Consider the following 25,617-nt stretch of genomic DNA (forward strand, 5'->3'; position numbering starts at 1 on the left):
CTGTCATACACTTTAAACATACTAAATTCAAGGTAGAAGCCTCCTTTAGAGGAGGCTTTTGTGGTTTTTTTGACGGAATTTTGCTTAATTTTGGATTTTAGGCTGTACTACCGCTGATAAAACATGATGTAACTCAACGACATCCCCAATCACAGCGATCGCAGGCGCTTCAAATTGAGTCTCCTCCACTTGGGCGACAATCGTTCCCAAGCTGCCAAATAATTCTTCCTGATCGGGTCGCGTTCCCCACCGAATGAGTGCCACTGACGTCTGGTCACTCAATCCCGCCTCCCGGAGTTCGCTAACGATGTAGGGTAAATTGTGAACTCCCATATAAATCACAATCGTTTCTGATCCGTGGGCGATCGCACTCCAATTCACTTTGGGTCGATACTTTCCTGCCGACTCGTGACCTGTGACAAAGGTTACGGAGGAACTATAAGCACGATGGGTTAAAGGAATGCCGGCATACGCTGGGGCAGCAATTCCTGAAGTTACCCCAGGCACCACTTCCACCGACACCCCCGCCTGTAACAAATCTTCCATCTCCTCGCCGCCGCGCCCGAATACAAATGGGTCACCCCCCTTGAGTCGCACTACCACTGCGTTGGACTGCGCCTTTTCAATTAATAGCTGCGTGGTCTCCTCCTGAAACTTAGAATGACGCCCCTTGCGCTTCCCCGCATCAATTTTTTCAGCTTGGGGATTAATCATCGCTAAAATTTGGGGACTGACAAGGGCGTCATAAATCACCACATCCGCACACTCCAACAATCCCTTCCCTTTCAGCGTCATCAACCCAGGGTCTCCTGGCCCTGCACCCACTAGATAAACCTTACCCAAAACTCTGTTCCCTTCACCCTCTGTGACTCTGTGGTTCATGGCTCAATCAAATCCACAATCAAATTTGCCAATATATCACTTGTGCCAATCGGCTTACCCAAAGTTAGTTTGACGGTAGGAAACTCGGTCTGTAGAATATCAAGCTTTTGTGCGATCGCATCCGTAATTCCCCCTGAAAAAAGAAAGTAAGGCAAAATCCCAATTCGCTTGTGACCCCTTGCCACCAAAACTTGAATCTGCTCCTCCAGCGTTGGCGGCACTGACCAGTAAGCCGCCACTGATTCCAATTCCTGCGCCACAGCCTCCACTGGCTGATTCCCACCCACCCGTCGGCTCCCATGAGATAACAAAATCTTACCGTCCATGTCTACCCCTGACCATTGGCTAGCCAGCAGTCTTCCTAAACCCGGATGAGCACCAACATGAGGCCTCAGATTGAGTGCCACCGCTTCACCTAAATCTCGCTGTGCCAGCGCCACTTCTGCGGGGATATCCTCCCTCACATGCACTCCTGGTAGCAGAAATAACGGCAATAACTGGATCTGGTTGCAACCCCCTGCAACAGCCGTACTGGCAAATTGCCGAATTTGCTCGTGTAATGCAGTATCAGCCAGTTCCAAGGTCGCTGTCCCTACGAGAGGATAGTGACACTTACGGCTTACCACTGTTGGCGTCGCTGGCTTCGCTTGTGCTCGTTGTAAGACACGATTCGCCTGGAAATACCCAGCGCGATTGCTGGGTAATAACTCTTGATCAGGGGCTAGAGGCTGGGAGATGGGGGAGTTCAGTGAACACCTGTAGTTGATTGCTCCTTGTCCCCAGCCCCTCTTTTCCAATTGAGAGCGTACCCGCTCCGCCAGTCTTGCCATAGCCTGATGGGGACGTGGATCGCGACTACCGTGAGAGATTAAGAGATAAGCCGATGATAATGGCAATGCTATGTTTAAAATTTTTAATTTACCTCGTACAATTGTAAGCACTATTATTAATAATTCTGTATCAAATACTTCTAAATTGAGCCAAACCCTGAAATAAAAATAAAGTCAGGGAAGTATGAATTCCCTGACTTTTCCCAATGTTATGGGGAGAGGTCGCTATTAATTAGCGTGTTGCTTCATCTGCTCTTGGGGATTGGCAATATACTTAAAGGTCGGCTCCGAATTCCAGGGGCCACGTTCATCTGAACCATTATTGGTTGGTGCAATCGATTCTCCTTGACCATCGCTGGACAAGTTGAAGTAAAGATTGACGGTTTCATCCGGCTGAATATTGCCAAAGAAGGGGTCAGTGAGTTTATTCAGCGACTCCAATGCTTTCATAAACATTTGGGTATGAGAAATCTCACGGGTTAGGAGAAAAACGAGAGTATCTTTGGTACCTTTATCCGGTGCCATTTTAATCAATTCTTCGTAAGTCTGACGTGCTCCTGCTTCAGCGGCAATATCAGAGCGCAAGTCACGTACAACATCACCCCCTTCGTTGATGTAATTAGCAGTCCAAGCATTACCTTGAGAGTCTAAAAAGTGGGGGCCAATGCCTCGAATGGCAAACAAGGTACTCTTATAGATATCAGTTTGGTCTGTATTTTTGGTGTGATTTTCGATGAGTCTGCCAACTACCTCCAAATGGCTAAACTCTTCTATGGCAATATCTTGGAGCATATCCCGAATACCGGCGTTTTCACAATGAAACGACTGCACCCAGTATTGCAATGCGGCTGTAAGTTCACCCGTTGCTCCACCAAACTGTTCTAAAAGTAGTTGGGCAAACTGAGGATTGGGCGCATCGACTTTGACCGGATGCATGATTAGTTTTTTGTGAAAAAACATGATGTGTAAATCTCCTTTGTTGTGCTGAGAAAACGAGCGATTGCAAATTGGTGATTAACAAGAGTTTTGCAATGAATCCTTAACCTTTTTAAGGGTTCTGAAAATTAAACAGTAATTACGGTTTTATCCGTAATTAGCTATTCAACCCAAATTTCACTTTTCCAGCTTAAGTTAAGGCTATCGCCCTAACCTGCATCATCAGATAGAGTTAGCAAATTGAACTCTATAACTAAAGAATGATATTTTTAGTTGTTACAATCTTGGTTGAACTGGAATCTGGGTAATGGGTAATAGATATAACGTTTAGACTCTGAGTAATAACGAGCGACGAAAGACTATATAAAAGCTAAGTAATGCCACATTGTTCAAGTTTCTCGGCTAAAACACTAGCGTGATTCCACCAAGAGTAGCCACCAATCCATCGACGGGAGGGCAAATGTCCCATCGGTGCTCTCTGATTGAATTTTAATGAGGCGTCCAGATTAGGTGGATTGTGGATTGGCCAACCCACGCGATCGCAAAAACTGGGATAATCTTTTCCTACATCTTCATAGATATACTTCTGGATACTTAAGCCAAAACGCCTGTTACTATACTTGACCCAAAGCTGGTCAATAATCCATAAATCCTCACAGGGTAATTTTTCAATATCACCACTGCTTAGATAATAACCCAGTCGCTTGCCTAACGCTTGACACAGAAGAGTCCAAGTTTGTTGGTCTGCTTCTTTCCATTTATTTCGGCTTAACAAATTTTGCAAGGGAGTGTAGTCAATACCAATTTCTGAAACTAAAGTATGACCATTAATCCTACGGCTAGACGTGTAGTTTGTTTGGGGCGTTAACTTCAGAGCTTGCAAAACAGCATCCGTAGATTGAAAGCGATCTTTAATGGTATTTTGCAATAATTGCTCCAGGATTTTACTGAGGCGATCGCTCACTCGCTTTTCCGGAAGCAAAAAATCACGCCACACCCAACAGCCATTAATTGAATCAAACAAATCCAGAGGCGGAACTTCCGTTAATAAGTGAATGCAAGTCACACCTAAACTATAGAGATCACTTGCCGGAAAGACTTTTCCCTTAATCTGTTCGGGGGGCATGTATTCGGGAGTGCCCGTAATTGTGCCCGTTTGCCAGAGTGCTGTATCAGAAAGAAGCTTAGCCACTCCAAAATCAATTAACACTAACTTTTTATCCTCGCGACGACGGATAATGTTAGCGGGCTTGATATCGCGATGAATGACTTTATGGCTATGGATATATTGTAAAACTGGCAACAAATCTTGCAATAACTCCCAAATTTGAGCTTCGTTGTAAGCCCCTTTAATATCTAATTCTTGCTTAATTGTTTGTCCATTAATTAACTCTTGTACCAGATAAAGTTGTCGATTTTGTTCAAAGTGTGCCCAAAGAGTAGGAATTTGGGGATGTTTACCCAGTTCATCTAATCGCACGGCTTCTTGCTGGAAAAGTTCCGTAGCTTTTTTCGCAACCAAACTGCTTGGATTATGTATGTAGAGTTGCTTAATCACACAGTGAGGTTTAGAGGGAATATCCTCATCCACCGCTAAAAAGGTTCTGCCAAATCCACCAGAACCAATCGGTTTTATTGAGCGATATCGCTCTTTGAGCCATAATTTAGAGCCACAACTGAGACAATATCGAGCTGAATCTGGATTTTGAGGAGAGAGGCATCCAGGAGTGACACAATAAGTCATGGCTAATGTTGTCAGAGATTAGTGGTTAATCAGCGGGGACACTGGTAAGCTAAAGAGCATTTAACTTGCACATTCTAAACACAGGATAAAAGAGTTCAAATCCTCTCCCCTGCTCCCCCGCCGCCTCAACAAGCAAATTACATGCGTAACAGCTTATTGGGGGCTGGGTGCTTTTCGAGTACGTCCCAATGCCCAATTCCTAACTTCCAATTCCCCTAAACCTAGTATTACTTCTCCTCCGCCCGATAGATGTAAAAGTTTTGAAATACTCCCAAAGTGTCAAATTGATAAGCGGGTAAGAAGGAGCCAATCTCTAAATTAGTGCGATAAACGCTAAAAAAAATAAAGTTATACTGCTGTGTCGATTGGGTAATAATTTCCTCGATTTGGGGGCGTGCCGTGTCAACCAGCGATTTACATTGACTGCGGAGGGCGTTCCCGAAGACACTGGGGACTTGCATACAGGCTTCGTCTTTGAGATAGGTGCTGAGTGTCTCAACCGCATACTCCTCATAGGTATCCTTACTGGGATTCGTCAGTGCCATCGACACTCCCAGCCCGACGAGAGCGACTCCAGCCATTGCTGCAACGACCTGTAAAAACTTCATGTTACTAGAGAACCATCTATTCACTATGACTACATCTTTTGACATAGGAGTTCCTGGTGGGACAAGAAAAAAAGAACTTTATGAAAAACACTAGATCGACAACCAATCTAGATGCTATACTAGGCAATGCAATGGCGAGCGTAGCCAAGTGGTTAAGGCAGTGGTTTGTGGTACCACCATTCGTGGGTTCGAGTCCCATCGTTCGCCCTGATTTTACAGAAAAAGTGATGAGTATGCTTCTGAGCCTACGCCAAGAAGCTTAGGGCTTTTTAAGGGTTTGTTGGATGGGAATCTGAATCACAAACTCAGTCCCTTGACCCAACTGGCTATAGAAATGTAGTTTACCCCCGTGTTTTTCCACCACAATCTGATAACTAATCGACAACCCCAACCCTGTACCTGTTCCCACGGGTTTGGTCGTAAAGAAGGGGTCGAATAGTCTGGCTTTGACTTCCTCACTGATTCCTGGGCCGTTATCGGCAATGTGAATGGCGACCTCATTGTCGTTGCACAGTTCTGTACAGACTCTGATATAGCTGGGATTGGCGTTGATTTGTTCCGGCGTTAGCGTTTGGTTTTGCTCATCAATAGCATCGATCGCGTTGCTGAGTAAATTCATAAACACTTGGTTAAGCTGTCCTGCATAACACTCGACGAGTGGCAAGTTGCCATATTCTTTAATCACTTTAATTTCAGGATGCCCTCCGGAAGCCTTCAAGCGATTTTGCAGAATCATCAGGGTACTATCGACGCCGTCATGCAGATCGACGGGTTTCATTTCTGCTTCGGCAAAGCGGGAGAAATTCCGCAGCGCTGCCACAATTTCACAAATCCGCTCAGCACCAACCTTCATGGAACTGAGAAGTTTAGGTAAGTCTTCCAGCAGAAAATCCAAGTCAATCGCGGCAATTTCCCCCTCAATTTCCGGCATGGGATGGGGATAGTACTGTTGATAGAGCTGTACTAAACCCAAAATGTCTTGGGTATAGTCAGTGGCGTGCATGAGATTGCCATAGATGAAGCTCACGGGGTTGTTGATTTCATGAGCAACGCCTGCTACTAGTTGTCCAAGACTGGACATTTTTTCACTCTGCACCAGTTGCGCTTGGGTTTTGCGAAGTTCAATCAAGGTTTGTTCTAGTTGTTGAGCTTGTGATTGAGCTTGTGCCATTGCCGTACAACTTTGCTTGTAGAGTTCCGCTTGTTGTAGGGCGATCGCTAACTGGTCTGCTACCTTACAAATTAATTCCACCTGCGAATCTTGCCAATGGTAGGATTCAGTATTCATCACCAGTGCCAGTGCCCCCCACATGGAGTCACCAAAATGCAACGGTACCAGTAACCAAGAACCTGGAAGTCCCTGAATACAAGCGTTATAGACCTCGTCTTGCCAAAGATGAGTATCGTCAATCCGAACAACTTCTAATCGCTTGAGTCGGTCAGCGATCGGATTATTTTGATCGGAAATTTCCAGACTTTGACACGCTGAAGTACATACGCCCTTGCAAGATTCAGCAACACTGACCCACAGCTTTTGTTCGGGTAAGTATTGTACGATTTGAGCACAGTCTACTTCTAGGAGTTTCTCAATCTCACAGGTAGCGGTAGAAAAAATAGTTTGTAAGTCTAAAGAACGACGGACGGCCTGAGTGAGTTGATTGAGAGCTTGTTCCCGTTGACGCTGATACTGAGCTTGTTCATAAAGTTGGCTTTGCTGGATGGCGATCGCAACTTGGGAGGCTAAGGACGTGAGCAAGTCCATCTCCCATTGCCCCCATGTCCGGGGTTCTGTGCAGTGATGAGCAATCAGCAATCCCCACAATCGATTTTGGCTGGAAGGCTCCCCCCTATCCCCCTCTGGGTAAGGGAAAGTTTGATTCTGAAGAGTTTGTTCACTCTGTAGAATGGGCACAACGAGGTTAGCTCGCACCTGCAACTGAGTGAGTAAATTAATATGACACGGGTCTATATTGGCGTTGTAGATATCCTCGATCGCCTTGACCCGACCCTGTTGGTAAGGCACGATATAAGATTGCTTAAAACAAGGGTCATAAATGTTTCTGCCCAAAATCGAGAAGCAACTCGACGCCACAGATTCTACGACGACATTTCCACTCCAATCCGGCTCAAACTGAAAAATCACGACTCGGTCCGTTTGCAGCACTTGTCGCACTTCCGCCGCCGTCGCATTCAGGATTTCCTCTAGGTTTAACGATTGGCGAATGCGCCCAGAAATCGCACTGACTAGGCGTTCCCGCTGAAACTGCTGCTGTAGGGAGGCTTCCGCCTGTTGGCGTTGAGCAATTTCAGTTTGGGCTTGCTGGTAAAGTTCAGATTGCTGTATCGCGATCGCGGCTTGGGTAGCGAGGGAACTGAGTAAATCAATTTCCAACGACTTCCACATCCGGGGTTTGGAGCACTGTTGGGCAACTAACAATCCCCACAATTGCTCTTCGTGAACGATGGGAACGACCAAGTTCGCCCTCACCTGAAGCTGAGCGAGTAGATCGCGGTGACAGGGTGTTAAATCTGCGGTGTAGATATCTTCTACCGCCTGAACTCTCCCTTGTTTGTATAGCTTGATATAGGCTTGTGCAAAGTGGTGGTCATTAATGCTGATGCCTGAAATCGGCCTCCAGCCAGAGTCCACCGATTCTACGACAATTACCCCACTGCCATCGGGATGAAGGCGAAAGATAATCACGCGATCGCAGGCCAAAACTTGCCGCACTTCATCCACCGTGGTGTTGAGAATTTCGTCTAGGTTTAAGGACTGATGAATGCGTTGTGCGATCGCCCCCAGCAACTGCTCCCAGAGAAATTGCTGTCGCAATGCTTCTTCTGAGTGCTGACAACTCTCCTCTAAAGAAGCCTTACACAGCATCTGACTCTGCCGCCTTATTTCTTGTGCTTGCTTGTACTCGGTAATGTCTTCACAAATGAGAGTGATGATTGGGTCGGTTTCGGTGTTTGGCACTAAGCTAGCCTTAGCTCTCACCCACATCACGCTGCCATTTTTGCGGACAAGGCGAGTTTCCCATTGAGTTAGCTGATGCGGCGGTTGTTGTATTGCCGTTAATTGAGCTTGACAAATGGCTTCATCTTGCCCATAAAAAATGTCGCCGATGGGCTGTTGTGCTAGCTCAATCACCTCATAACCAAGATAATCAGCGGCGAACTGGCTGACGGCAAGCATGATTTTCGCCGAATTGATCGCGAAACCAATACAGGGAAGACTATCATAGACCGTCAGAATGCCTTCTAAATCCACTCGTTTCAGGTTTAGGATTTGAAAGTCTTCAGTCTGATCCGATTTTTGAGTAGAGGTCATGGGCTGAATCGGCCTGAGGTCGGCATGATTCTGAGGAGACTCATGCCACTTAGATAGATGATCGACGTTCATTTCTCTGTTCCTAACCCTCAAGGTACTAGCCTATTTAAAAGCTAGGTCAATTCCTGGATAATTCATTTATATTTTTAATATTGTTAAAGATTAGTTAAAAAACATCATTATTCCCTTCAGGTTGAACCGTGTTGATCAACAAAATGTGAAGATTGTGGGGAAAATGCTTTTGTTTTCCGTTTGGGCAGAAAGCGGCATTTGTTCACTTTTCATAACAATCAAAGAACCCGATCAATCATGTGACTAATCATTCCTAACTTTATTCCTAAGTTTCAGAATTGATTTTAAAGGTCAAAATCCGAGATGGATTCCCTCTTAAGGAGCAAGCTTTTGATTCACGAGATGAAGGGAGCTGGGGAGCCGGGGAGCTGGGGAGAGGATTTGAACTCTTTTATCCTGTGTTTAGAATGTGCAAGTTATACCAAGTTGCAGTCAAAGATAGTAGATAGGGAGACAAGGAAGACAAGGGGGACAAGGGGGAGAGAAAATACTACGTTTGAACGCAACTCGGTATTAAATGGGCTTTAGCTTAGTGCTGGAGTGAAGGAAAAGAAAAATACAGGGGCGTACAACAAACAATACGCCCCTACCGCCAAAGGAGGTTACTTATGACCAAGTAGATGCCCCTGAAAGCTTATGATTGTAGCACCTAAAATCTAAATTCAGGTGCGATCGCTAAAAGACAATTGACGCATAATCGGGTCATCTTGCCCAGTTGCCCAATGGGCGAAGCGCTGGGCTAGGGGAGGGACGAATACCAGAGGAGTAGAAAATCCGGAAAATACATAAACTCCCTCTAGGTTACCGAGTGACCCCACAACGGAAAGGCGATCGCGGCTAAAGGCAACCAGGCAACGATGCCAAGTTCCTGGTAACTTTTCCAGGGCCGGTAAGATTTGCCCCACTTGGGTCCGAATCGCGGCCTCACTCGCGGCTGCATCGACCGTAGCATAGGGGTCTGTCATCACACGACTAAGTTGACCGATCCGGAAATGACCATCCCGAAACTGAACGGCACCCGCGTCTAAAACGGGCAAAACTGGCTCATGTCCGGGTTCATCCCATAAGGACTCAACCTCCGCCTTGCTGGCTTGTGCCTCTAGGGCAAACCGCTTGGTGTTGGCTGGCATTACGAGGGTTCGCAGTTGCAGGCTAACGGCTGAGGTTTCAATCATTTCTGCATGAGAAAAATACAACGGCACAGAAATTCCTGCTGTTTGGAGTAAGGCGCGACTTAAACCGCCGGCACAAATCACCGTGTTGGCTGCCTGATAGGTTTGGTGGGCTGTTTTCACCCCTTCAATCCGAGAACTTCGTTGCAACAGTTCTACCACTTGCGTGATTTGAAGTTCACCCCCGCAACGAGTGAAGGCGTCGATGTAGGCTTGGGTGGTTTTTTCAGGATGGATGTGTCCGTGACGAAATGTGAGGGCACCGGCGATCGCCTGTGGATTGAGTAAAGGTTCTAACTCACAAGCCTCTTCTACACTGAGGAAGCGAGGCGTGATGGCAAAATTTGTATAGTTAGCCGCTAGCTTTTCCGGGTTCTCTTCAGAAGCGATATATAACAGCAAATCGAGTTCGCGGAACTCGGTATCGGCGTCTAATTCCTCAGATAAGAGGCGATGGCGTTCAATTCCTTCTTGGCACAACTGACGGGTTAATTCGGATGTGCCTGACCAATAAGCGAGTCCCCCATAACTATAACGGGTGGCACCTTGTAGCGTGGCATCTTGTTCGAGGAGCAAGACGCTGAAACCTTGGGTGGTCAGTTCATAACTGAGGGCTGCACCTGTAATACCGCCACCCACTACAATCCAGTCGTAAGTTTTCATTAAACGATTGTTTCCTTTTGTAGTTATCCTCACATCTAACCTGAAATGAGTTGCAGTTTAGCTTGCGTCTAGGGATGCATTCAAATCTTTGGGGAAAGTGATAATTTTTAACCCCGATTTAAGTAAAGCTTAATTTTTATTGAGTAACTTAATGTTGTGGCGTGAGGCATTGATTATGGAAATTTTTCAGGCCGCTTTAGTGGCTTTACTGATGTTACTCCTTGGAGATTTTTTGTCTACCTTTCTCTATCATGTCCCAGAGCATATTTTTGGTAAATTCCATACATTGGTTCATCATAGTAAAAATCGTAGCTTTATCCATTATGCGGTTTTAACCAAGAACCCATGGGTACTGATTGATGGATTATTGGGAGCTGTGCCTTATTTCATGTTTGTTCCCTGGCTTTGGACAATTTCGCCCTCTGGAACTATTTTAGGGCTTTTGTTGGGTGAGTTTCATGTAGTGTGGCGGCATAGTTCGGTACTTGATTATCAAACCCCTATTTGTATTGAGCGCATCTGCAATTTCTTATGGATCACAACTCCTGAGCAGCATTGGCTTCATCATCAAGATGGCAAGGTAGCCTACGGGGATATTTTTACGTTTTACGATCGGCCTGCAAGAGCTTGGTTTAGGACTTTGTTGTTGTTCAAGAAAAAATTGAGAAAAATTAGAACTAGACCCCATCCAAAATTTGTAGAGAATGAAAGCTTGCAGTCTTATCGGTAAACTCAAATCTTACCGATAAATTAGGAAATGAATGACTGTTGCTAAGGAACTGGGGCAGAAACAATTCCTTGGGCTTCAAGCACAGCGGCAACTCGTAAAATGAGTGCCTCATTGTAAGGTGCAGCAATAATTTGTACTCCTAATGGTAAGGCTCCAGGGCGTTGCATGGGAACCGATAAGACGGGTAAACCAATAAAAGATAATGGTTGTGTGTACATTCCCAAATGGGCACGGATGGGCACTTCTTCTCCATTAATGAGCATCATTTCTTGTCCGAGTGGCGGGGCAACACAGGGCGTGGTGGGCGCGAGAATAATATCAACATGTTGGAAGATTTCTCGGAGGCAATCGCGATACCACTGCCTGAACCGTTGCGCTTGAACGTACCAATGGGACGGAATTAAGGCACCGGCTAAAAAGCGTCCACAGGTGGCGGGATCAAAATCTTGAGGGCGCGATCGCAAGTTGGCAAAATGCAGATTAGCCCCTTCAGACGCGGTAATGATATAGGCTGCTGCCCTCGCCCGATGGGCTTCTGGGATTGTCACAGTTGCCGTCACTTGTAACGCCTGCGCCACCTGGGCTACGGCTGCCAAGGCTTCAGGTTGTGCACCTTGGGCAAAATAACCATCCGCGACTGCAATTTGCAACCCCTCAATGCCGTGATTGAGTTGAGGTAAGCACAGTTCTGGGGGACGAGTGGTACAAACGGGGTCACTCGGATCAGCTCCCTGTAGGATATCAAAGGTTGCGGCAATATCCCGCACGGAACGCGCAAACGGCCCAACATGGTCAAAACTGCTGGAAAATAAGGCAACTCCTGAGCGTGATAATCGCCCATAAGTCGGCTTAAAGCCCAAAATTCCGCATAAGGATGCGGGAACGCGGATGGAACCGTTGGTATCTGTCCCCAGCGTGAGAGGAACGAATCCTGCTGCCACTGCTGCCGCCGAACCGCCAGAGGAACCCCCTGCGATCCGGGTTGGATCGTGGGGATTGCGCGTAGCACCGTAATGGTAATTTTCGGTCACAAATCCATAGGCGTACTCATCCATATTGAGGGCACCGACTAACACGGCACCCGCTTGTTGAAGTCGGGCAATTGCCGTGGCGTCTCGCTTAGCTGAGGGATTTTCGCTGTTGATTTTTGCTCCAGCTAGAGTGGTTAAATCGGCGATATCGTAGAGGTTTTTCACCGCAAAGGGAACGCCTGCGAGAATACCGGGATTGTTGTTTTGGGCAATAGTGCGATCGATTTTCTCGGCTTGTGCCAGTGCAGTCTGAGTCGTGACAGCCGTGAAACAATTAAAAGCTTCATTGTTAGCCGTTATTCGTTCTAATGCTGCCGTGATAACGGCTTGAACACTTATTTCTCCAGAGCGAACCGAGATAGCAGTAGCAATAGCATCGGCTTGTTTCAAATCCATGAGCAAAATGTGCGGGATAAATTAGATTTTTGACCCTAGAATTAAGATAAATCGGTGGTTAAAATTTTATCTGATCAGTAAGGAATTTTTATCTGTACTGTGGTTCATGATAATTATTGCCCCCAAAAGTTAATAGGGGCGTATCGCTATACACCCCTACTCTTAAGAACCTTCGCAGGAATTAAATTCCGATAAATCGCGTCCTAAGCCAAAATTGACTTTAATTTAAATCCTCTCAAACCGTTTGAGACGAGCGGTGATCGCACTAAGCAATTCTTTTCGCGTAAAAGGCTTAGTTAAATAATCGTCTGCTCCTAATTCCATGCCCAATCGCATATCATCTTTAGATACTCTTGCCGTCAGAAAAATAAAGGGAATGTTGGCAGTGGTAGGATTAGAACGTAAGCCTGTCAGGACATTATGACCGGTGACTCCTGCCATGGTTACATCGCAAAGTACAATATCTGGCAATTCTCGTAACGCTATTTCTAGCCCCTCTCTACCGCCTGAAGCAACAAGCACTTGATATTTATCTGAAAGCAGGTCTTCCAGATTTTCTCTAATTTCTTTTTCGTCTTCAATAACTAGGATTTTTGCAGAATTCTGGTTCATAAGTCAATAAGATTTGAAGATATCCCCTGGAGAACTATTGAATACTTCTTGAAGTTTGAAAGTTATTCGGTAGCCTTGATTTCAATAGCGAAACGGTATTGTTCACGAGCCATTAACGATTAACCTCATGTAGTCTTCTTCCAAATTACCGGGTAATGGTCGCTCTGACTACCGAGAAAATACGTAATTGTGAGAATAATTGCACTGGTTTCAGTATTTTTACCCAGTCTGATGAACCGATAGGCTTCAGGGTTCAAATACGGGGGCGAGTTCAATATCTTCAGGTAGAGTAAATTCTACCACCAGAGTTGCGATCGCAGCAATTTTGGCAAAATTCTCTACTACGTTGAGCTGGTATTCTGGCGCAAGTGGCAAATCAATCAATTGAGCGGTTTGCTCCACATATTGAGCTATATTTAGGTTTTCTTCAGGCATGAATGCTTAGCTCCCTAGGCCAAAGCGTTGTGACAATTTTACTCTAAACACAAAAATGAGGAAAGGAAATCATTCTAAGGGTGATGTTTCTAAGTGTGGAGAGCTTAGTTTCACAGGTACAGTACAGTCTTGTTGTTATTTTTTTGCCTTTTATAACATTTGTGGTTGTGCTGTCTTTCAAAATCACCCAATTGGGTGAATCCACTGGGTGAAGCGTGTATTAATTACTAATACTATTCTCAAAAATTACGTATAAATTATTAAAAATAACCGGAAAATGTTGATATTTCTTGTAGCTCTATGTTGTGAACATAAAAGGTGAAATTACTCCTGATCATGCGTAAATTACTTTACTTGCTGAGTGGCATAGTGGTTTTGAGTACATCCATAGCTTGCGCCTCTCAAACTGATCAACCAGGAAACGGGGCTACCCATCAAAATGCTTCAACAGTTACATCTATCGATTCAAGCACAGCGTCAAAATCTAGACCTAATAAGAAAACAGTCACTGATGAATGGACACAGAGACAAATTCCCGTCAAGCTGTTTAACCAAAACGGATTTCCCTTTACCACTTACTTTCCTGAAAATGACTTTGTTGTTGAATCTGCGGCAGCGGATGAAGGTATGGGTGTGTGGTTTTATTCCAAAGCAAGTGGTAAGAAATATCAGTCAGCCTACGTCCACTTTTTCTTTCCAGCTCAGTCTCAAAATCTAGAAGGAATGAGAAGTTCGGTTGTGGGAAAACGGGGTTTGATGGAAACCAATAAGTGGACAGTTAAGCGTCGCACTCAAAATGTTCCCTATCGCTGGGCTAAAGAAAGAATTGATTTCGAGAAAAAGCAAGGGAATAAATCAATCATGGGGACTGTCTATCTTGGCGAATATAAGGGTAAAGCTTTTCGAGTTACAGAACATTTCCCTGCCGATTATGGAGATGGATTTGCGCCTAGAGCAAGCATCATTTTAAAAGAGTTACAACTCAATAATTAACTGTGATGAAGTATGAAGGCTGAAGGGTAAAAATGAAAAATTACTTTTTATCATCTTTCATTCTTCATACTTGAATTTCAAATTGTAGCTGATGGCTTTTAAGAAAGTCATAGGTAAAATGGTCAACAACATTAGTGTCATTCAGTTCTAGATTGTAGAAATCAACAAAATCATGATTAAAATAAGGACCTGCGTGCCAAGTCCCTATCTCTAACTTAATAAAACAATTGCCGGGAATGTGGAACGCGGCGATATCTGCTAAGGCGGGTTCGTCAATTTCAGGATTCGGCGGAGCAACTGCAATGAACCAGTCTTTGCCTTCCAAAGAACCTAAACATTGAGTGCATTGGACATGGCGAGTAATTTTGTGAAACTTACGGCTTTTGTGATGTAGGCGCATAATATAGAATCGAGGTATTCCATTCTGAAGATTTAACTGAGCATCGTCAGCATCATAAGATTTGCCATCTTTACTCGCAAAAATGACTTGACCATAGGGTCTAAATTTTTCTGGTGTAATCCATTCAGCAGGTAATGGTTGAACAATATTTTCTTTACTCATGAATTAACCTCTGCTAGTTACAGTTTATTGTCTTCTTAATATTTTCTTACAACAAGGATAACTCACCTGGTTAAAGTTGAGTATAGGAAAATTGCGCTCACCATTAACGGGCGTGGAACAGCTATTGCGGAGGAAGATTCTGTACAATTAATGGCAATAATCTGTAGAATAATACAGCTTGTTACAAAACCCCTGTCAAATGACTCAAAACATCAGTATTTTTTCTTTTTTTTCTGGGGCTGGTTTTCTCGATTTAGGCTTTGAATTCAGTGGTTTTAACATAGCTTATGTAAGCGAAATTCACTCACCTTTTTTAGAAGCCTACCGCTACTCTCGGCAAGGTCTTAACCTCCCTTCACCTAGATATGGATACCAGGAAGGACAAGAGGCAAATATCATGAACCTAACAAGAGGAGAAACAGCACTCCATCTGGGGGATTTAATCAAAGATTGTCGCCGGACAAATGAGCTTGTTGGATTTATTGGTGGCCCTCCCTGCCCTGATTTTTCTATAGGTGGAAAAAACCGAGGTCAAGAAGGAGATAACGGCAAGCTTTCTGCCTGCTATATCCAATTAATTTGTCAGCATCATCCAGATTTTTTCTTGTTTGAAAATGTCAAAGGATTATGGAGTACTCAAAAACATCGTAGTTTTTTTGAAAAACTTAAATGCCAATTAATCGAGGCTGGTTATATTTTAACAGAGCGCTTAATTAATTCCTTAGACTATGGGGTAGCTCAAAATAGAGATAGGATTATTCTGATTGGATTTCAAAATAGCCTGATTCAAGACTTAGGAATAAACTTTATAGGTAAAGACAATTTATTATTAGAGTGTTTTCCTTGGGATAAGTATGTAATCTATCCTAAAAACCAAGTTTTTTCTTACCCTTGGCCTACAACCCATTTATTTAAAGAGGATTCTATCATTCCTTGCCCTGAGCATATTCCTCAAGAATTAACCGTTGAGTACTGGTTTCAAAAAAATGATGTACTCAACCATCCTAATGCTCAACATTTTTTTAAACCTAGGGCTGGTATCAAGCGATTTGAGTCTGTGGATGAAGGTGATGATTCTAAAAAGTCATACAAGCGTTTGCACCGATGGCGTTACTCCCCTACAGCTTGTTATGGAAACAATGAAGTTCATCTACATCCTTATAAAGTCCGTAGACTTTCAGCGGCAGAAGCGCTGGCAATACAATCTTTACCGAAAGACTTTGTTTTGCCCGATCATCTATCTTTGAGTAATCTGTTTAAGATGATTGGTAATGGTGTTCCTTATCTCGCATCGAGGGCGCTTGCTTTAACTATCGCTGATTTTCTGGAGATAACTGAAAGGCAAAGTTCTGATTCTTTATCTTGTCCTTCCTTTGTCTCGCTCTTTGGCTAGTCGTGGGCATAGCCCTGCTCACAAACTTACTCTAAAATTAAGCAGAGAAAGAAATAACATCTATGCAAACATTAAAAGAACCTCAATCCATATTTCAGCCTCCAACCTTTGCTACGGTTGAGGAAGAACGCCTTCATCGCAAGCAACGCCTTGCAGCAGCATTGCGTCTATTTGGACACTTTGGGTTTAGTGAAGGTATTGCAGGGCACATTACCGTCCGCGACCCCGAACACCTGGATTGCTTCTGGGTCAATCCGTTGGGTATGCACTTCGGTCTTATCCGGGTTAGTGACCTGCTTCTGGTGAACCATCAGGGTGAAGTGATAGAGGGCAACAAGCCTATTAACACGGCAGCTTATGCCATCCACTCTCAAATTCATGCCGCCCGTCCTGATGTCGTGGCAGCAGCACACGCTCATTCAATTTACGGCAAAAGCTGGTCTAGCCTCGGTCGCCTCCTGGACCCCCTCACCCAAGATGCCTGTTCCTTCTACGAAGACCACAGCCTGTTTGATGATTACACGGGAGTCGTGCTTGAACTTGAGGAAGGTAAGCGCATAGCAACAGCATTAGGGGAGAATAAAGCCATTATCCTCCGCAACCATGGTCTACTCACAGTGGGTCATTCAGTGGATGAGGCGGCTTGGTGGTTTGTGGCAATGGAACGCTCTTGTCAAGCGCAGTTGATGGCAGAGGCAGCGGGCACACCCATCCTCATCGACTCTGATAATGCTCGTCTGGCAAAGCGTCTGGTAGGCTCACATCAGCTAGGCTGGTTTAGCTTTCAACCGCTTTACGAATTAATCGTACATCAACAACCTGAACTGTTGGAGTAGGGATGGTTTGATGAATTTTGAATTGAGGATTATTTAGAAATATCAAGACATCGGCCCTGATTTTTCAGCCACGCTCTGTACAAAATAGAAAAAAGCTAGGAGATAGATATGGGAATAAATACACAGTTTTTATCAGAAACTTTTGGTCAAACCATCATCAATACCGATAACATCAGTCTTTTAGACTTAGATAGGGAAGAAATTATTAATTTGTTTAAATCTTATGGCGTATTGCTTTTTAGAGGGTTTAAATATTGAGATAGGCTTACCCTGTTTATTTACTGCCCTACTCGTCATGATTCATACTTTAATAAAGTCGTCTCAATATCAGTTCGCATGGCAGAACTATATCGACAGTCACTATTAAGACAATCCACCAATAACTTATTTGCTTGATAATACTGCTTGAGTCCCTCTAATTCCAAGGCTGTTAACGGCAAACCCTGACCAATTTGGCGATACTCTACTAACATGGAGCGAAATTGCGCTGCCCACACCTGACCATCCGTCTTCCACCATTGCAGCGAGTAATCTCGACCTTTTCCCAAATCAGGTAATTGCTGTTTGAGTTGCTGGAATGATTGACTGAATAGCGATCGCTTTTGTTCCCCACCCAACCCGGATTCTCTTTCCAAAAGTTTCTCCAAGTTTAAAGCAAAACCCAGCGCCAAAATTTGTTGGATGTCAGGATTGCGCGTCAGACTCTGTACTAAAGAGAAAGCACGCGCTAACTCTAAATCTAAAGCCAATTCCGGTGTCAAATCGCGAGCGAGATTTTGATCCAGCGCCACCGCTAATCCTAAATCACGGTCTAAAAAGAGAGTAAAATAAAAGGCACGTACTGCCGCTGGTTTGTAAGAGGTTTGCAGCAAATAGCCTTTTTGACTAATACCCGTCAAGAACTCCTGCAAATGACAATTTTCTGCTATCAAGCTATCAATTTGCTGCTTCATTAACTTGAGTAACGGTTCTGCATTCCTCAATAATCCAGCCGTTAGTAAAAAAACTTCCCGCCACTGAGGTTCCCGGATGTGGGTACTCAACCGTTGCAATGCTTCCATGAGGGTTGCTGTATCCGGACTAGCAACAATATTCCGAGCCGTTAAATACTCTTGAAAGGTTAAATGAGAAAATGAATAAACCCCTAGTGCTCGTTCCACTAATAACCCATGTTGTGCCTCAATTGCTTTCAACACCGCTTCGCTGTTCAGCCGCAGTGTTTCTGGGTCTGTGTTGGCTCCTGGTAAAGTAGTGAGATAGTCAGCAATATGTTGCTCAATTTCAGTTTGTTCAAAGAAGTAATTTCCTTCTTCAAACGTTGTAGCTGCAATATGGCTCAAAAGTTTCATCTTGTGAGGTAGAGACAAATTTCGATAAATTTCATCTCGTTGAATGCCTCGCGCTTCGTCCCAGCGCACCAATAAAATATCTAATCCAGCCTCATATAATTTGGAGCGTTTTTTGGGAAAATCGGCCTTAGCCTGAAATACACTGACGGTTAAATTCAATAAAATGGGGGTTTTCGCAAGTTCTCGAATGGGTTGGTTTTCTGGTAACTTCAGTTTGTCAATAAACTGAGTGGCTAGATTTAAACCGTCCTCTTCGTTTGGTTTAGACGTTGCTGTAATAAACCATTTTTTAGCAAAGGCTTCGATTTGAGTTTGGTCGAAATCGGCAAGCTCAACATAGGTAAATCCAGGAAAACGGTACGGTTGAGCTGCAAAACGACAGGTAATAATAAAGGAATTTTGATAATAGGTTTCCGAAAATTTAGTAATTTGTTTGAGTAGCGTATCGATATAATCAGCTCGGACTTCGTCTAACCCATCCAGCAAGATTAACAGCTTGCCGTGTTTGAGCAAGGTTTCCACATGCTGTACCGAAATTCCAAAATCACTTAACTTTTGATTTATATAATCTAATAAACTAAAATCATCTCCAATCGTAATCGTGTTACCGATCGCTTCCTCTGCCAAGTTTCTCAGTTGAATAAAAATAGGAATTCTAGCTAAAGGTAACTCGCCTCGAATACACTGAAGTGCGACTTTTTGTAAAAAGGTGGTTTTCCCCGCTCCTGGCTTGCCCATCACCATCAGTTTGGGGTAAGTTGCGATTATCCTTTGGGAATCCGCCAAGTTACTTGTATCCAGCGCTAGAAATCTCTTTTGGCTCGATTGAGTCAAGCCTAAGCGATCAAAGGGGGTGACTGTCGCTGATTGTAAATCAGAAACCTCTAGCCATTGTTGAGAACTCAGTTGTTCGAGAATGTTGACATTGACATAAATTTCATCCAATGGTATCGGTTGAGCAATATCAAGTAACCGCAAGGTACCACACTGGGCAAGAATGGGGGAATCAAGGAGCGATCGCACCTGTTCGACCAATGCATCCACATCAGAGACCACCGTTAAATTCTGTACAATTGGTGCTATCTTTTGAGCGGGTGGTGCTGAGTTCAGGTTTAAGTCAGCAATCTCTTGCCAATCCAGATCCAAGCACAAACAAATATCGATAAAAATATGGCGCTCAATGGGTTGACCTTTGAAGAACTTCCAAACCGACTGGCGCGTCTCTAACCCCACTTCACTCGCCAGATACTCTTGCGTCCATCCTTTACGCTGGAAGGCTTTTTTAGCCTGCTCAATGCCTACTGTAGATGCTCGAAGCGATCGCTTTACCATGAGTCACAATCGTTTCCACTTGTTCGTTAATTATGGTATGTATCGCTACATTTTTCGGGAGTCCCTTAACAAATATATCTAAAATTGTGCCCGATCTATCTGTATTAAGCACGATTCATCAGTCACATTTCTTTAAGTTTTCCAAGAGTGGAAAGTGAGAGGGTAATAAGAGAAGTTAAAAAACTAGTTTTATTTGACATTTTTGATGACAAAAAGTTGAGAAAAACGGTTTAAATTATGTGGGACATTATTTTCCAGATCATCAGTGCAGCAACAATCGGCTTACTCGTTGGCTATTTCTGGGGCCGGGGAAAAAAAGCCTCCTCTCCAGAAAGTGATCCGGTTTGTCCAAACAATCTCCGAGAGTGCCAACAAGCTGAGGAGTCCTTACGGGAGAGCCAACGCACATTAACGACCCTGATGAGCAACCTACCGGGCGTGGTCTACCGATGCCAGAACGACTGCAATTGGACAATGGAATTTGTCAGTGAGGGCTGCTATCCCCTGACTGGCTATCACCCCGCCGACTTAATGGAGAACCGAACAGTCTCCTACGGACAACTCATCCATCAGGATGATCGCAACTGGGTCTGGAACGAGATTCAATGCGCCTTGCAAGAGTCCCGACCCTTTCAGTTGACCTACCGCATTATCACCGCAACTGGCGAGGAAAAGTGGGTTTGGGAGCAGGGATGTGGAGTGTTTTCTCCTCAAGGGGAAGTGTTAGCCATCGAAGGCTTCGTGACCGATATTACACAACGCAAGCAATTTGAAAAGTCCTTGCAGGAGAGTGAGGAACGATTTCGCCGTCTATCAGAAGCCACTTATGAAGGGATTTTAATCCACGAGCAGGGCGTGATTATCGACGCGAATCAAGCGATCGCGAAAATGTTTGGATACGAAACCGATGAACTCATTGGGGTGAGTGGCTTTCACCTGCTGGCTCCCGAATCGCGAGATATCGCCTTAAAGCAGATTCAGGCCGCCTATGTAGAACCTTACGAAGTCGTTGCTTTGAGCAAAGAAGGCTCTAAATTCCCCATAGAAATTCAAGCCAAACTGATTCCTTACCAAAATCGCTTCGTGCGGGTTGTGGCAATTCGGGATATATCCCGTCGCCAACAAATCGAAAAAGAACTACGGCAAGCCAGAGACCAGCTACGAGCCGTTTTGGATGCCGTACCTGGAAGTATTAGTTGGATTAGTTCCGAATTAAACTACCTAGGCGTTAATCGCTATTTAGCCAAAAGCTTCAACCAACCCCCAGAATTCTTTGTCGGCAAACCCATCGGCTTTCTTCAGCCCGGTTCGCAAGTGAGCGAGTTCTTGCGTCAATTTTTTGCAAGTTCCGAGTCAGAAGCCTCCCTGGAATTAGACTGGCAAGTCGATGGTGTTCCTTCCCATTATTTAATTGTTGCCCAAAAGTATCTGCAAGGCCAAGCCGCTGTCTGTGCCGGGTTTGACATTACTCGACGCAAGCAAGCCGAGCAAGAACTGCGCTACAGTGAAGCCTGCATTCGAGCGTTGTATGAAGTGACAGCCGCTCAAGACCTGACTTTTAACCAACGCCTCCAGAGGTTATTAGAACTTGGATGTGGCTGGTTTGGCCTGGATATTGGATTGTTGGGACGCTTAGAGGAAAATTGTTATCAAGCGATCGCCTTTGGCGGTGCCCAAGGGGCAATCGCAGCTTTTGCGGCAGTGCAGTCCGATCATCTGGAGCCGAATGTCTTAGTCTACGATTTTGTTCAGGAATCTCAGGGGAGAACGGATTTTCCAACAACCGCCAACCCCGCTTTATCCACACCCATACTCCCCAAAGGCAGTATTTTTGATTGGAAGCTGAGGAATTGCCAGAAGATTTGGCAAGCCGCAGAATTAGTGAACCTAGAGTCGGCAGTGGCGGCTCAATTGTCCGGCTATCCAGCACAGTCTATCGCGGCGATGGAGGCTTATCTGCGTACCCCAGTAACTGTTGCCGGTCAGGTTTACGGCACCCTCGGCTTTTGGAGTTGTCGTAAACGCAACCGCAACTTCAAAGCGGTGGAACGGGAATTGTTGAAGCTGATGGCACGGTGGATTGGGGGTGAAATTGAACGGCAACAAGCCGCAGATGCCTTGCAACAACAGTTTCATCGTGCGTTACTGCTCAAACAAATTACCCAAGAGATTCGCCAAAGCTTAGATACCCAACAAATTTTACAGACGACGGCGATGCAAGTGGGGCGGGCACTTCGCGTCAATCGTTGTTTATTGTTTCGATATGAGGCGACGCCACCCTCTCGGTTAGTCTGTGTGGCGGAATATTTAGGGGGAAGGCATACATCCCTCCTCGATTTATTAGAGCTTGCCGTCAAAGGCAATCCTTACCTCGAAGAAATATTGTCTCAAGACCGAGCGATACCCGTCACTCATATCGATGGCTATCAGTTGTTGCAACCTTTTGTGCGCCTGTTTCATCGCCTCGGTGTGCAATCCTTGTTAACGGTTCGCACCTCTTATCATGGGCAACCGAACGGTGTGATTAATGTACACCAGTGTGATGCAATCCGAGGTTGGAGTGAGGATGAAATCGAACTACTTGAAGCCGTAGCCGATCAAGTGGGAATTGCCCTTGCCCAAGCTCACCTTTTAGAACAAGAAAAGCAGCAACGTGAGCAACTGGCTGAACAAAATGTAGCACTAGAGCAGGCCAAGCAGGCAGCAGAAGTCGCCAACCAAGCCAAGAGTGAATTTCTGGCGATGATGAGTCATGAAATCCGCACACCAATGAACGGGATTATTGGCATGAATAACCTGCTGCTCAATACTTCCCTCACAGAGCAACAACAAGAATTTGCGCGCACCATCGGCAGCAGCAGCGAGGCTTTGCTGCGGATTATTAACGATATTTTAGACCTTTCCAAAATCGAGTCCGGGAAGCTGGAGTGGGAGGATCAACCGTTCGATTTGCTCTCTTGTATTGAGGCGGCGGTGAATCTACTGACTCCGAAGGCGGTTGATCAACGCCTAGAGTTGACTTACCAGATGGACGCCCAAACTCCACTCACTCTGGTGGGAGATGTGACTCGGTTGCACCAAATTCTGCTCAATCTCCTGAGTAATGCGGTCAAATTCACGGATGCGGGTCAAGTCAAGGTTTCAGTCACCGCCCATGCATTGGGAAATAGCGAACCATCTAACTTAGTTTTAAACCCCCATTCCCCATTTCCCAGGCTCTATGAGATCCAGTTTGCTGTCCAAGATACAGGTATCGGCATTTCCCCAGAGCAAATGAATCGACTGTTTAAGCCCTTTAGCCAAGTGGATGCTTCAACCAGCCGACGTTACGGAGGGACAGGTTTAGGTTTGGCGATTAGCCAACGGTTGTGCGAACTGATGGGAGGTCGAATGTGGGTTGAGAGTCACGGGGTGTGTGCTGGAAATCCGCCTGAAGATTTAGTCTGGGAAAATCGCAATCGCCCAGGCGATGAGCCGATCTTAGATACCGTTGAATTTGACCCGTTATCTCACCCTCCAACATCCTCAGGCTCTACATTCTATTTCACCATCGTTGCTCCGGGTTATCCTTTCACCCAGCCAGTTCGTGATCAAGGCGATCGCTTACTGCTTGAACGTACTCTCCCAATCACTCAACCCTTTCCATCGATTCCGTTACGGATTCTACTGGCGGAGGATAATCGTGTAAACCAGCAGGTTGCCCTACTAACTTTGAAACAGTTGGGATATCAAGCCGATGTGGTCAATAATGGTCGAGAAGTCCTCGAAGCCTTGCGCCGTCAGCCCTACGACGTGGTGTTGATGGATGTGGAAATGCCCCAAATGGATGGATTGACGGCTACCCGTCTGATCTGCCAAGAATGGAATGCCGACCTCATACTAAAAAATGCTGGCAAAGAATCACCGATTACTCAATCCGATGCAGTAACCACTTATCTCCAATCCCAGCGTCCCCGAATTATTGCCATGACAGCTTACGCGATGGCGGGCGATCGCCAAAAGTGCCTTGAAGCTGGGATGGATGACTATATCAGTAAACCCATCCAAGAGCAGGAGCTGATTCGAGCTTTACAATTGTGCCAGTCTGCAATCGGTGAGTCTAGAAAGCCGCCAACACAGGAAGGCGGGGGAGCTGGGGAGCTGGGGAGCTGGGGAGCTGGGGAGCCGGGGAGCCGGGGAAAAAGTCTGCTATCTTTGACTGCAACTGGGTATGACAATGTTGATTCTCCACCCGTACTCGATCATCGGGTACTCAACTCCCTGCGGCAAATGACGGGTAGCAAAGCCGCCACGCTCTTACGTCAAATCATCGATGATTACCGAGAAGATGCTCCTCAACAGCTACAAGACATCCGGGACGCTGTGGCGGCTGGGGATGCTCAAGCCTTGCGACAGTCCGCCCATACCCTCCGTTCCAGCAGTGCAAATCTGGGTGCAATGAATCTCTCCTATCTCTGCAAAGAGTTGGAAATGATCGGGCGTGCGGGTACTACGACGGATGCGCCGGAGTGGATAGCGCAGGTAGAAGCAGAGTATGAGAAAGTAAAAGTGGCTTTACAACTCGAATATAAGCAATTTTCTTCATGAATGTTCCATCTCACCCAGATTCTTCCCTGGTTCTGGTCGTTGATGATGACCGCTCCCTCAGAACACTGCTTCGCTTTGCGATGGAAGAAGAAGGTTATCAAGTGGCAGAAGCGAATAATGGAGAGAACTGCTTGGCTCAATTCGCACGGCTCAAACCGGATATTGTGTTGCTCGATGCCGTGATGCCGGTGATGGATGGCTTTACCTGCTGTAGGCAATTGCGTACTCTTCCCACGGCAGAGTACACGCCTGTACTGATGATTACGGTACTCGACGATCAAGAGTCGGTTGATCAGGCTTTTGCGGCTGGTGCGACGGATTATGTCACGAAACCCATACATTGGGCTGTGCTACGTCAGCGTGTTGCCCGTCTTTTGGAAGCGAATCGATCACTCACCCAAGTTCAGCAAGTCACTGAGGCGTTGCAAAGGCAGCTCCAGCGGGAGCTATTATTCCGAACCATTACGCAACATCTGGCTCAGGTTCTGACTTTGGAGGAAATTCTCCACCCTTGTGTCCAGGAAATTCGAGAGTTTTTAGGTGTAGATAGTCTTGGACTATACCACAAAAATGGTCATCTGACGGTTAAGTCTCTCTCCGAGAGCGGAACTTCTGGGTTAAAATCCGCAGGGAAAGAGTCGGGTTGGGAGATGGAATATGCCCAGGAGTTTGAGGCTGGGAGGATTGTCGCTATTTCGGATATCCAGCAGCCAGAAGTACCTGCTACTGTTGTTAATCGTCTCAAGCAGGTAAGTATGAAGGCTGTGCTGATGGTACCCGTTTTTGTCCGAGGAGAGTGGTGGGGACTACTAGAGGCGGCTGACTCGGACTCTAGGGATTGGCAAGGGGAAAGGGTAGATGTATTGGTTGATGTGGCAAATTTGATATCCCTCGCTTTGGGCTACCCTCGATAAATGAGAAGGCACTCAAGTGCCTTCTACGAACAGGAACGGGATTTTTTGAGGGATCATTCACCAGACATAATATGAGAGATGTCTGCCAAATTGTAACGAAGTGTAAATAGCTTATACACAAGTTGAACAGAAGTTGAACGCGATCGCAAACATCAGCCTCTGATACTAGACATATAGACAGCCCAACAAGATTGAACAACAAAGGACTT

The 25,617-nt window shown here is 45.4% G+C and carries 19 protein-coding genes and 1 tRNA gene; 8 read left to right on the top strand and 12 right to left on the bottom strand.

Annotated features, from left to right (window positions below; genetic code table 11):
• Positions 1–84: 84 nt before the first annotated feature.
• The 5 genes from cobA to MIC7113_RS11635 form a co-directional block, all read right to left on the bottom strand.
• Positions 85–882 (bottom strand): uroporphyrinogen-III C-methyltransferase, encoded by a 798-nt coding sequence (gene cobA / locus MIC7113_RS11615; protein ID WP_015182354.1) that lies wholly within the window; start codon positions 880–882, stop codon positions 85–87.
• Complete coding sequence (locus tag MIC7113_RS11620) at positions 879–1,778, bottom strand: sirohydrochlorin chelatase (protein WP_226883629.1); 900 nt, start codon at positions 1,776–1,778, stop codon at positions 879–881. The genes cobA and MIC7113_RS11620 overlap by 4 nt, the downstream gene beginning before the upstream one ends.
• A gap of 162 nt (positions 1,779–1,940) precedes the next feature.
• Complete coding sequence (locus MIC7113_RS11625; protein WP_015182356.1) at positions 1,941–2,672, bottom strand: manganese catalase family protein; 732 nt, start codon at positions 2,670–2,672, stop codon at positions 1,941–1,943.
• A 346-nt stretch (positions 2,673–3,018) separates the two neighbouring features.
• Positions 3,019–4,392, bottom strand: coding sequence for a serine/threonine-protein kinase (locus tag MIC7113_RS11630; RefSeq protein WP_015182357.1), 1,374 nt, complete (start codon positions 4,390–4,392; stop codon positions 3,019–3,021).
• A gap of 227 nt (positions 4,393–4,619) precedes the next feature.
• Entirely contained in the window at positions 4,620–5,000 is a 381-nt protein-coding gene (locus tag MIC7113_RS11635; protein ID WP_041780017.1) for a DUF4359 domain-containing protein, read from the bottom strand.
• A gap of 134 nt (positions 5,001–5,134) precedes the next feature.
• On the opposite strand from MIC7113_RS11635, the gene MIC7113_RS11640 reads away from it, so the two are divergent.
• Positions 5,135–5,207 (top strand) — tRNA-His (locus MIC7113_RS11640).
• Positions 5,208–5,259: 52 nt separating this feature from the next.
• On the opposite strand, the gene MIC7113_RS11645 is transcribed toward MIC7113_RS11640, so the two are convergent.
• Both MIC7113_RS11645 and MIC7113_RS11655 read right to left on the bottom strand, forming a co-directional pair.
• Positions 5,260–8,403, bottom strand: coding sequence for a GAF domain-containing protein (locus tag MIC7113_RS11645; RefSeq protein WP_015182359.1), 3,144 nt, complete (start codon positions 8,401–8,403; stop codon positions 5,260–5,262).
• A gap of 662 nt (positions 8,404–9,065) precedes the next feature.
• A complete protein-coding gene (locus MIC7113_RS11655) occupies positions 9,066–10,238 on the bottom strand; it encodes an NAD(P)/FAD-dependent oxidoreductase (protein ID WP_015182360.1) in 1,173 nt (390 codons plus the stop codon).
• Between the two features lie 175 nt (positions 10,239–10,413).
• On the opposite strand from MIC7113_RS11655, the gene MIC7113_RS11660 reads away from it, so the two are divergent.
• Positions 10,414–10,968, top strand: coding sequence for a sterol desaturase family protein (locus tag MIC7113_RS11660; protein WP_051055877.1), 555 nt, complete (start codon positions 10,414–10,416; stop codon positions 10,966–10,968).
• 41 nt (positions 10,969–11,009) lie between these two features.
• Here the strand turns inward: MIC7113_RS11660 and MIC7113_RS11665 are convergent, their stop codons facing one another.
• From MIC7113_RS11665 to MIC7113_RS11675, 3 genes are all read right to left on the bottom strand, one after another.
• Complete coding sequence (locus tag MIC7113_RS11665; RefSeq protein ID WP_015182362.1) at positions 11,010–12,395, bottom strand: AtzE family amidohydrolase; 1,386 nt, start codon at positions 12,393–12,395, stop codon at positions 11,010–11,012.
• 225 nt (positions 12,396–12,620) lie between these two features.
• Positions 12,621–13,007: a response regulator transcription factor gene (locus tag MIC7113_RS11670; protein WP_015182363.1), complete on the bottom strand. Its 387-nt coding sequence runs from the start codon at positions 13,005–13,007 to the stop codon at positions 12,621–12,623.
• 246 nt (positions 13,008–13,253) lie between these two features.
• Positions 13,254–13,442: a DUF4089 domain-containing protein gene (locus MIC7113_RS11675; protein ID WP_015182364.1), complete on the bottom strand. Its 189-nt coding sequence runs from the start codon at positions 13,440–13,442 to the stop codon at positions 13,254–13,256.
• Between the two features lie 336 nt (positions 13,443–13,778).
• Between MIC7113_RS11675 and MIC7113_RS11680 the strand changes: the two genes are divergently transcribed.
• Positions 13,779–14,435: a hypothetical protein gene (locus tag MIC7113_RS11680; protein ID WP_015182365.1), complete on the top strand. Its 657-nt coding sequence runs from the start codon at positions 13,779–13,781 to the stop codon at positions 14,433–14,435.
• 64 nt (positions 14,436–14,499) lie between these two features.
• On the opposite strand, the gene MIC7113_RS11685 is transcribed toward MIC7113_RS11680, so the two are convergent.
• Entirely contained in the window at positions 14,500–14,997 is a 498-nt protein-coding gene (locus MIC7113_RS11685; protein WP_015182366.1) for an ureidoglycolate lyase, read from the bottom strand.
• A gap of 199 nt (positions 14,998–15,196) precedes the next feature.
• Here MIC7113_RS11685 and MIC7113_RS11690 point away from each other — a divergent pair, with 199 nt between their 5' ends.
• From MIC7113_RS11690 to MIC7113_RS36245, 3 genes are all read left to right on the top strand, one after another.
• Positions 15,197–16,390, top strand: coding sequence for a DNA cytosine methyltransferase (locus tag MIC7113_RS11690; RefSeq protein ID WP_015182367.1), 1,194 nt, complete (start codon positions 15,197–15,199; stop codon positions 16,388–16,390).
• Positions 16,391–16,452: 62 nt separating this feature from the next.
• Entirely contained in the window at positions 16,453–17,226 is a 774-nt protein-coding gene (locus MIC7113_RS11695) for a class II aldolase/adducin family protein (RefSeq protein WP_015182368.1), read from the top strand.
• 108 nt (positions 17,227–17,334) lie between these two features.
• Complete coding sequence (locus tag MIC7113_RS36245; protein ID WP_015182369.1) at positions 17,335–17,484, top strand: hypothetical protein; 150 nt, start codon at positions 17,335–17,337, stop codon at positions 17,482–17,484.
• A gap of 35 nt (positions 17,485–17,519) precedes the next feature.
• Here the strand turns inward: MIC7113_RS36245 and MIC7113_RS11700 are convergent, their stop codons facing one another.
• Complete coding sequence (locus MIC7113_RS11700; RefSeq protein ID WP_015182370.1) at positions 17,520–19,907, bottom strand: NACHT domain-containing protein; 2,388 nt, start codon at positions 19,905–19,907, stop codon at positions 17,520–17,522.
• Positions 19,908–20,144: 237 nt separating this feature from the next.
• Between MIC7113_RS11700 and MIC7113_RS33260 the strand changes: the two genes are divergently transcribed.
• Both MIC7113_RS33260 and MIC7113_RS37230 read left to right on the top strand, forming a co-directional pair.
• Positions 20,145–24,494 (top strand): PAS domain S-box protein, encoded by a 4,350-nt coding sequence (locus tag MIC7113_RS33260; protein ID WP_015182371.1) that lies wholly within the window; start codon positions 20,145–20,147, stop codon positions 24,492–24,494.
• Entirely contained in the window at positions 24,491–25,408 is a 918-nt protein-coding gene (locus MIC7113_RS37230) for a response regulator (protein WP_015182372.1), read from the top strand. Before MIC7113_RS33260 ends, MIC7113_RS37230 begins: the two co-directional genes overlap by 4 nt.
• Positions 25,409–25,617: the final 209 nt, after the last annotated feature.

The organism is Allocoleopsis franciscana PCC 7113 (assembly GCF_000317515.1).
Taxonomy (GTDB): domain Bacteria; phylum Cyanobacteriota; class Cyanobacteriia; order Cyanobacteriales; family Coleofasciculaceae; genus Allocoleopsis; species Allocoleopsis franciscana.

Coding starts and splice junctions, on each gene's coding strand:
- cobA (WP_015182354.1), bottom strand. CDS start 882: ATGAACCACAGAGTCACAGAGGGTGAAGGGAACAGAGTTTTGGGTAAG.
- MIC7113_RS11625 (WP_015182356.1), bottom strand. CDS start 2,672: ATGTTTTTTCACAAAAAACTAATCATGCATCCGGTCAAAGTCGATGCG.
- MIC7113_RS11630 (WP_015182357.1), bottom strand. CDS start 4,392: ATGACTTATTGTGTCACTCCTGGATGCCTCTCTCCTCAAAATCCAGAT.
- MIC7113_RS11635 (WP_041780017.1), bottom strand. CDS start 5,000: ATGAAGTTTTTACAGGTCGTTGCAGCAATGGCTGGAGTCGCTCTCGTC.
- MIC7113_RS11645 (WP_015182359.1), bottom strand. CDS start 8,403: ATGAACGTCGATCATCTATCTAAGTGGCATGAGTCTCCTCAGAATCAT.
- MIC7113_RS11655 (WP_015182360.1), bottom strand. CDS start 10,238: ATGAAAACTTACGACTGGATTGTAGTGGGTGGCGGTATTACAGGTGCA.
- MIC7113_RS11660 (WP_051055877.1), top strand. CDS start 10,414: ATGGAAATTTTTCAGGCCGCTTTAGTGGCTTTACTGATGTTACTCCTT.
- MIC7113_RS11665 (WP_015182362.1), bottom strand. CDS start 12,395: ATGGATTTGAAACAAGCCGATGCTATTGCTACTGCTATCTCGGTTCGC.
- MIC7113_RS11670 (WP_015182363.1), bottom strand. CDS start 13,007: ATGAACCAGAATTCTGCAAAAATCCTAGTTATTGAAGACGAAAAAGAA.
- MIC7113_RS11675 (WP_015182364.1), bottom strand. CDS start 13,442: ATGCCTGAAGAAAACCTAAATATAGCTCAATATGTGGAGCAAACCGCT.
- MIC7113_RS11680 (WP_015182365.1), top strand. CDS start 13,779: ATGCGTAAATTACTTTACTTGCTGAGTGGCATAGTGGTTTTGAGTACA.
- MIC7113_RS11685 (WP_015182366.1), bottom strand. CDS start 14,997: ATGAGTAAAGAAAATATTGTTCAACCATTACCTGCTGAATGGATTACA.
- MIC7113_RS11690 (WP_015182367.1), top strand. CDS start 15,197: ATGACTCAAAACATCAGTATTTTTTCTTTTTTTTCTGGGGCTGGTTTT.
- MIC7113_RS11695 (WP_015182368.1), top strand. CDS start 16,453: ATGCAAACATTAAAAGAACCTCAATCCATATTTCAGCCTCCAACCTTT.
- MIC7113_RS36245 (WP_015182369.1), top strand. CDS start 17,335: ATGGGAATAAATACACAGTTTTTATCAGAAACTTTTGGTCAAACCATC.
- MIC7113_RS11700 (WP_015182370.1), bottom strand. CDS start 19,907: ATGGTAAAGCGATCGCTTCGAGCATCTACAGTAGGCATTGAGCAGGCT.
- MIC7113_RS33260 (WP_015182371.1), top strand. CDS start 20,145: ATGTGGGACATTATTTTCCAGATCATCAGTGCAGCAACAATCGGCTTA.
- MIC7113_RS37230 (WP_015182372.1), top strand. CDS start 24,491: ATGAATGTTCCATCTCACCCAGATTCTTCCCTGGTTCTGGTCGTTGAT.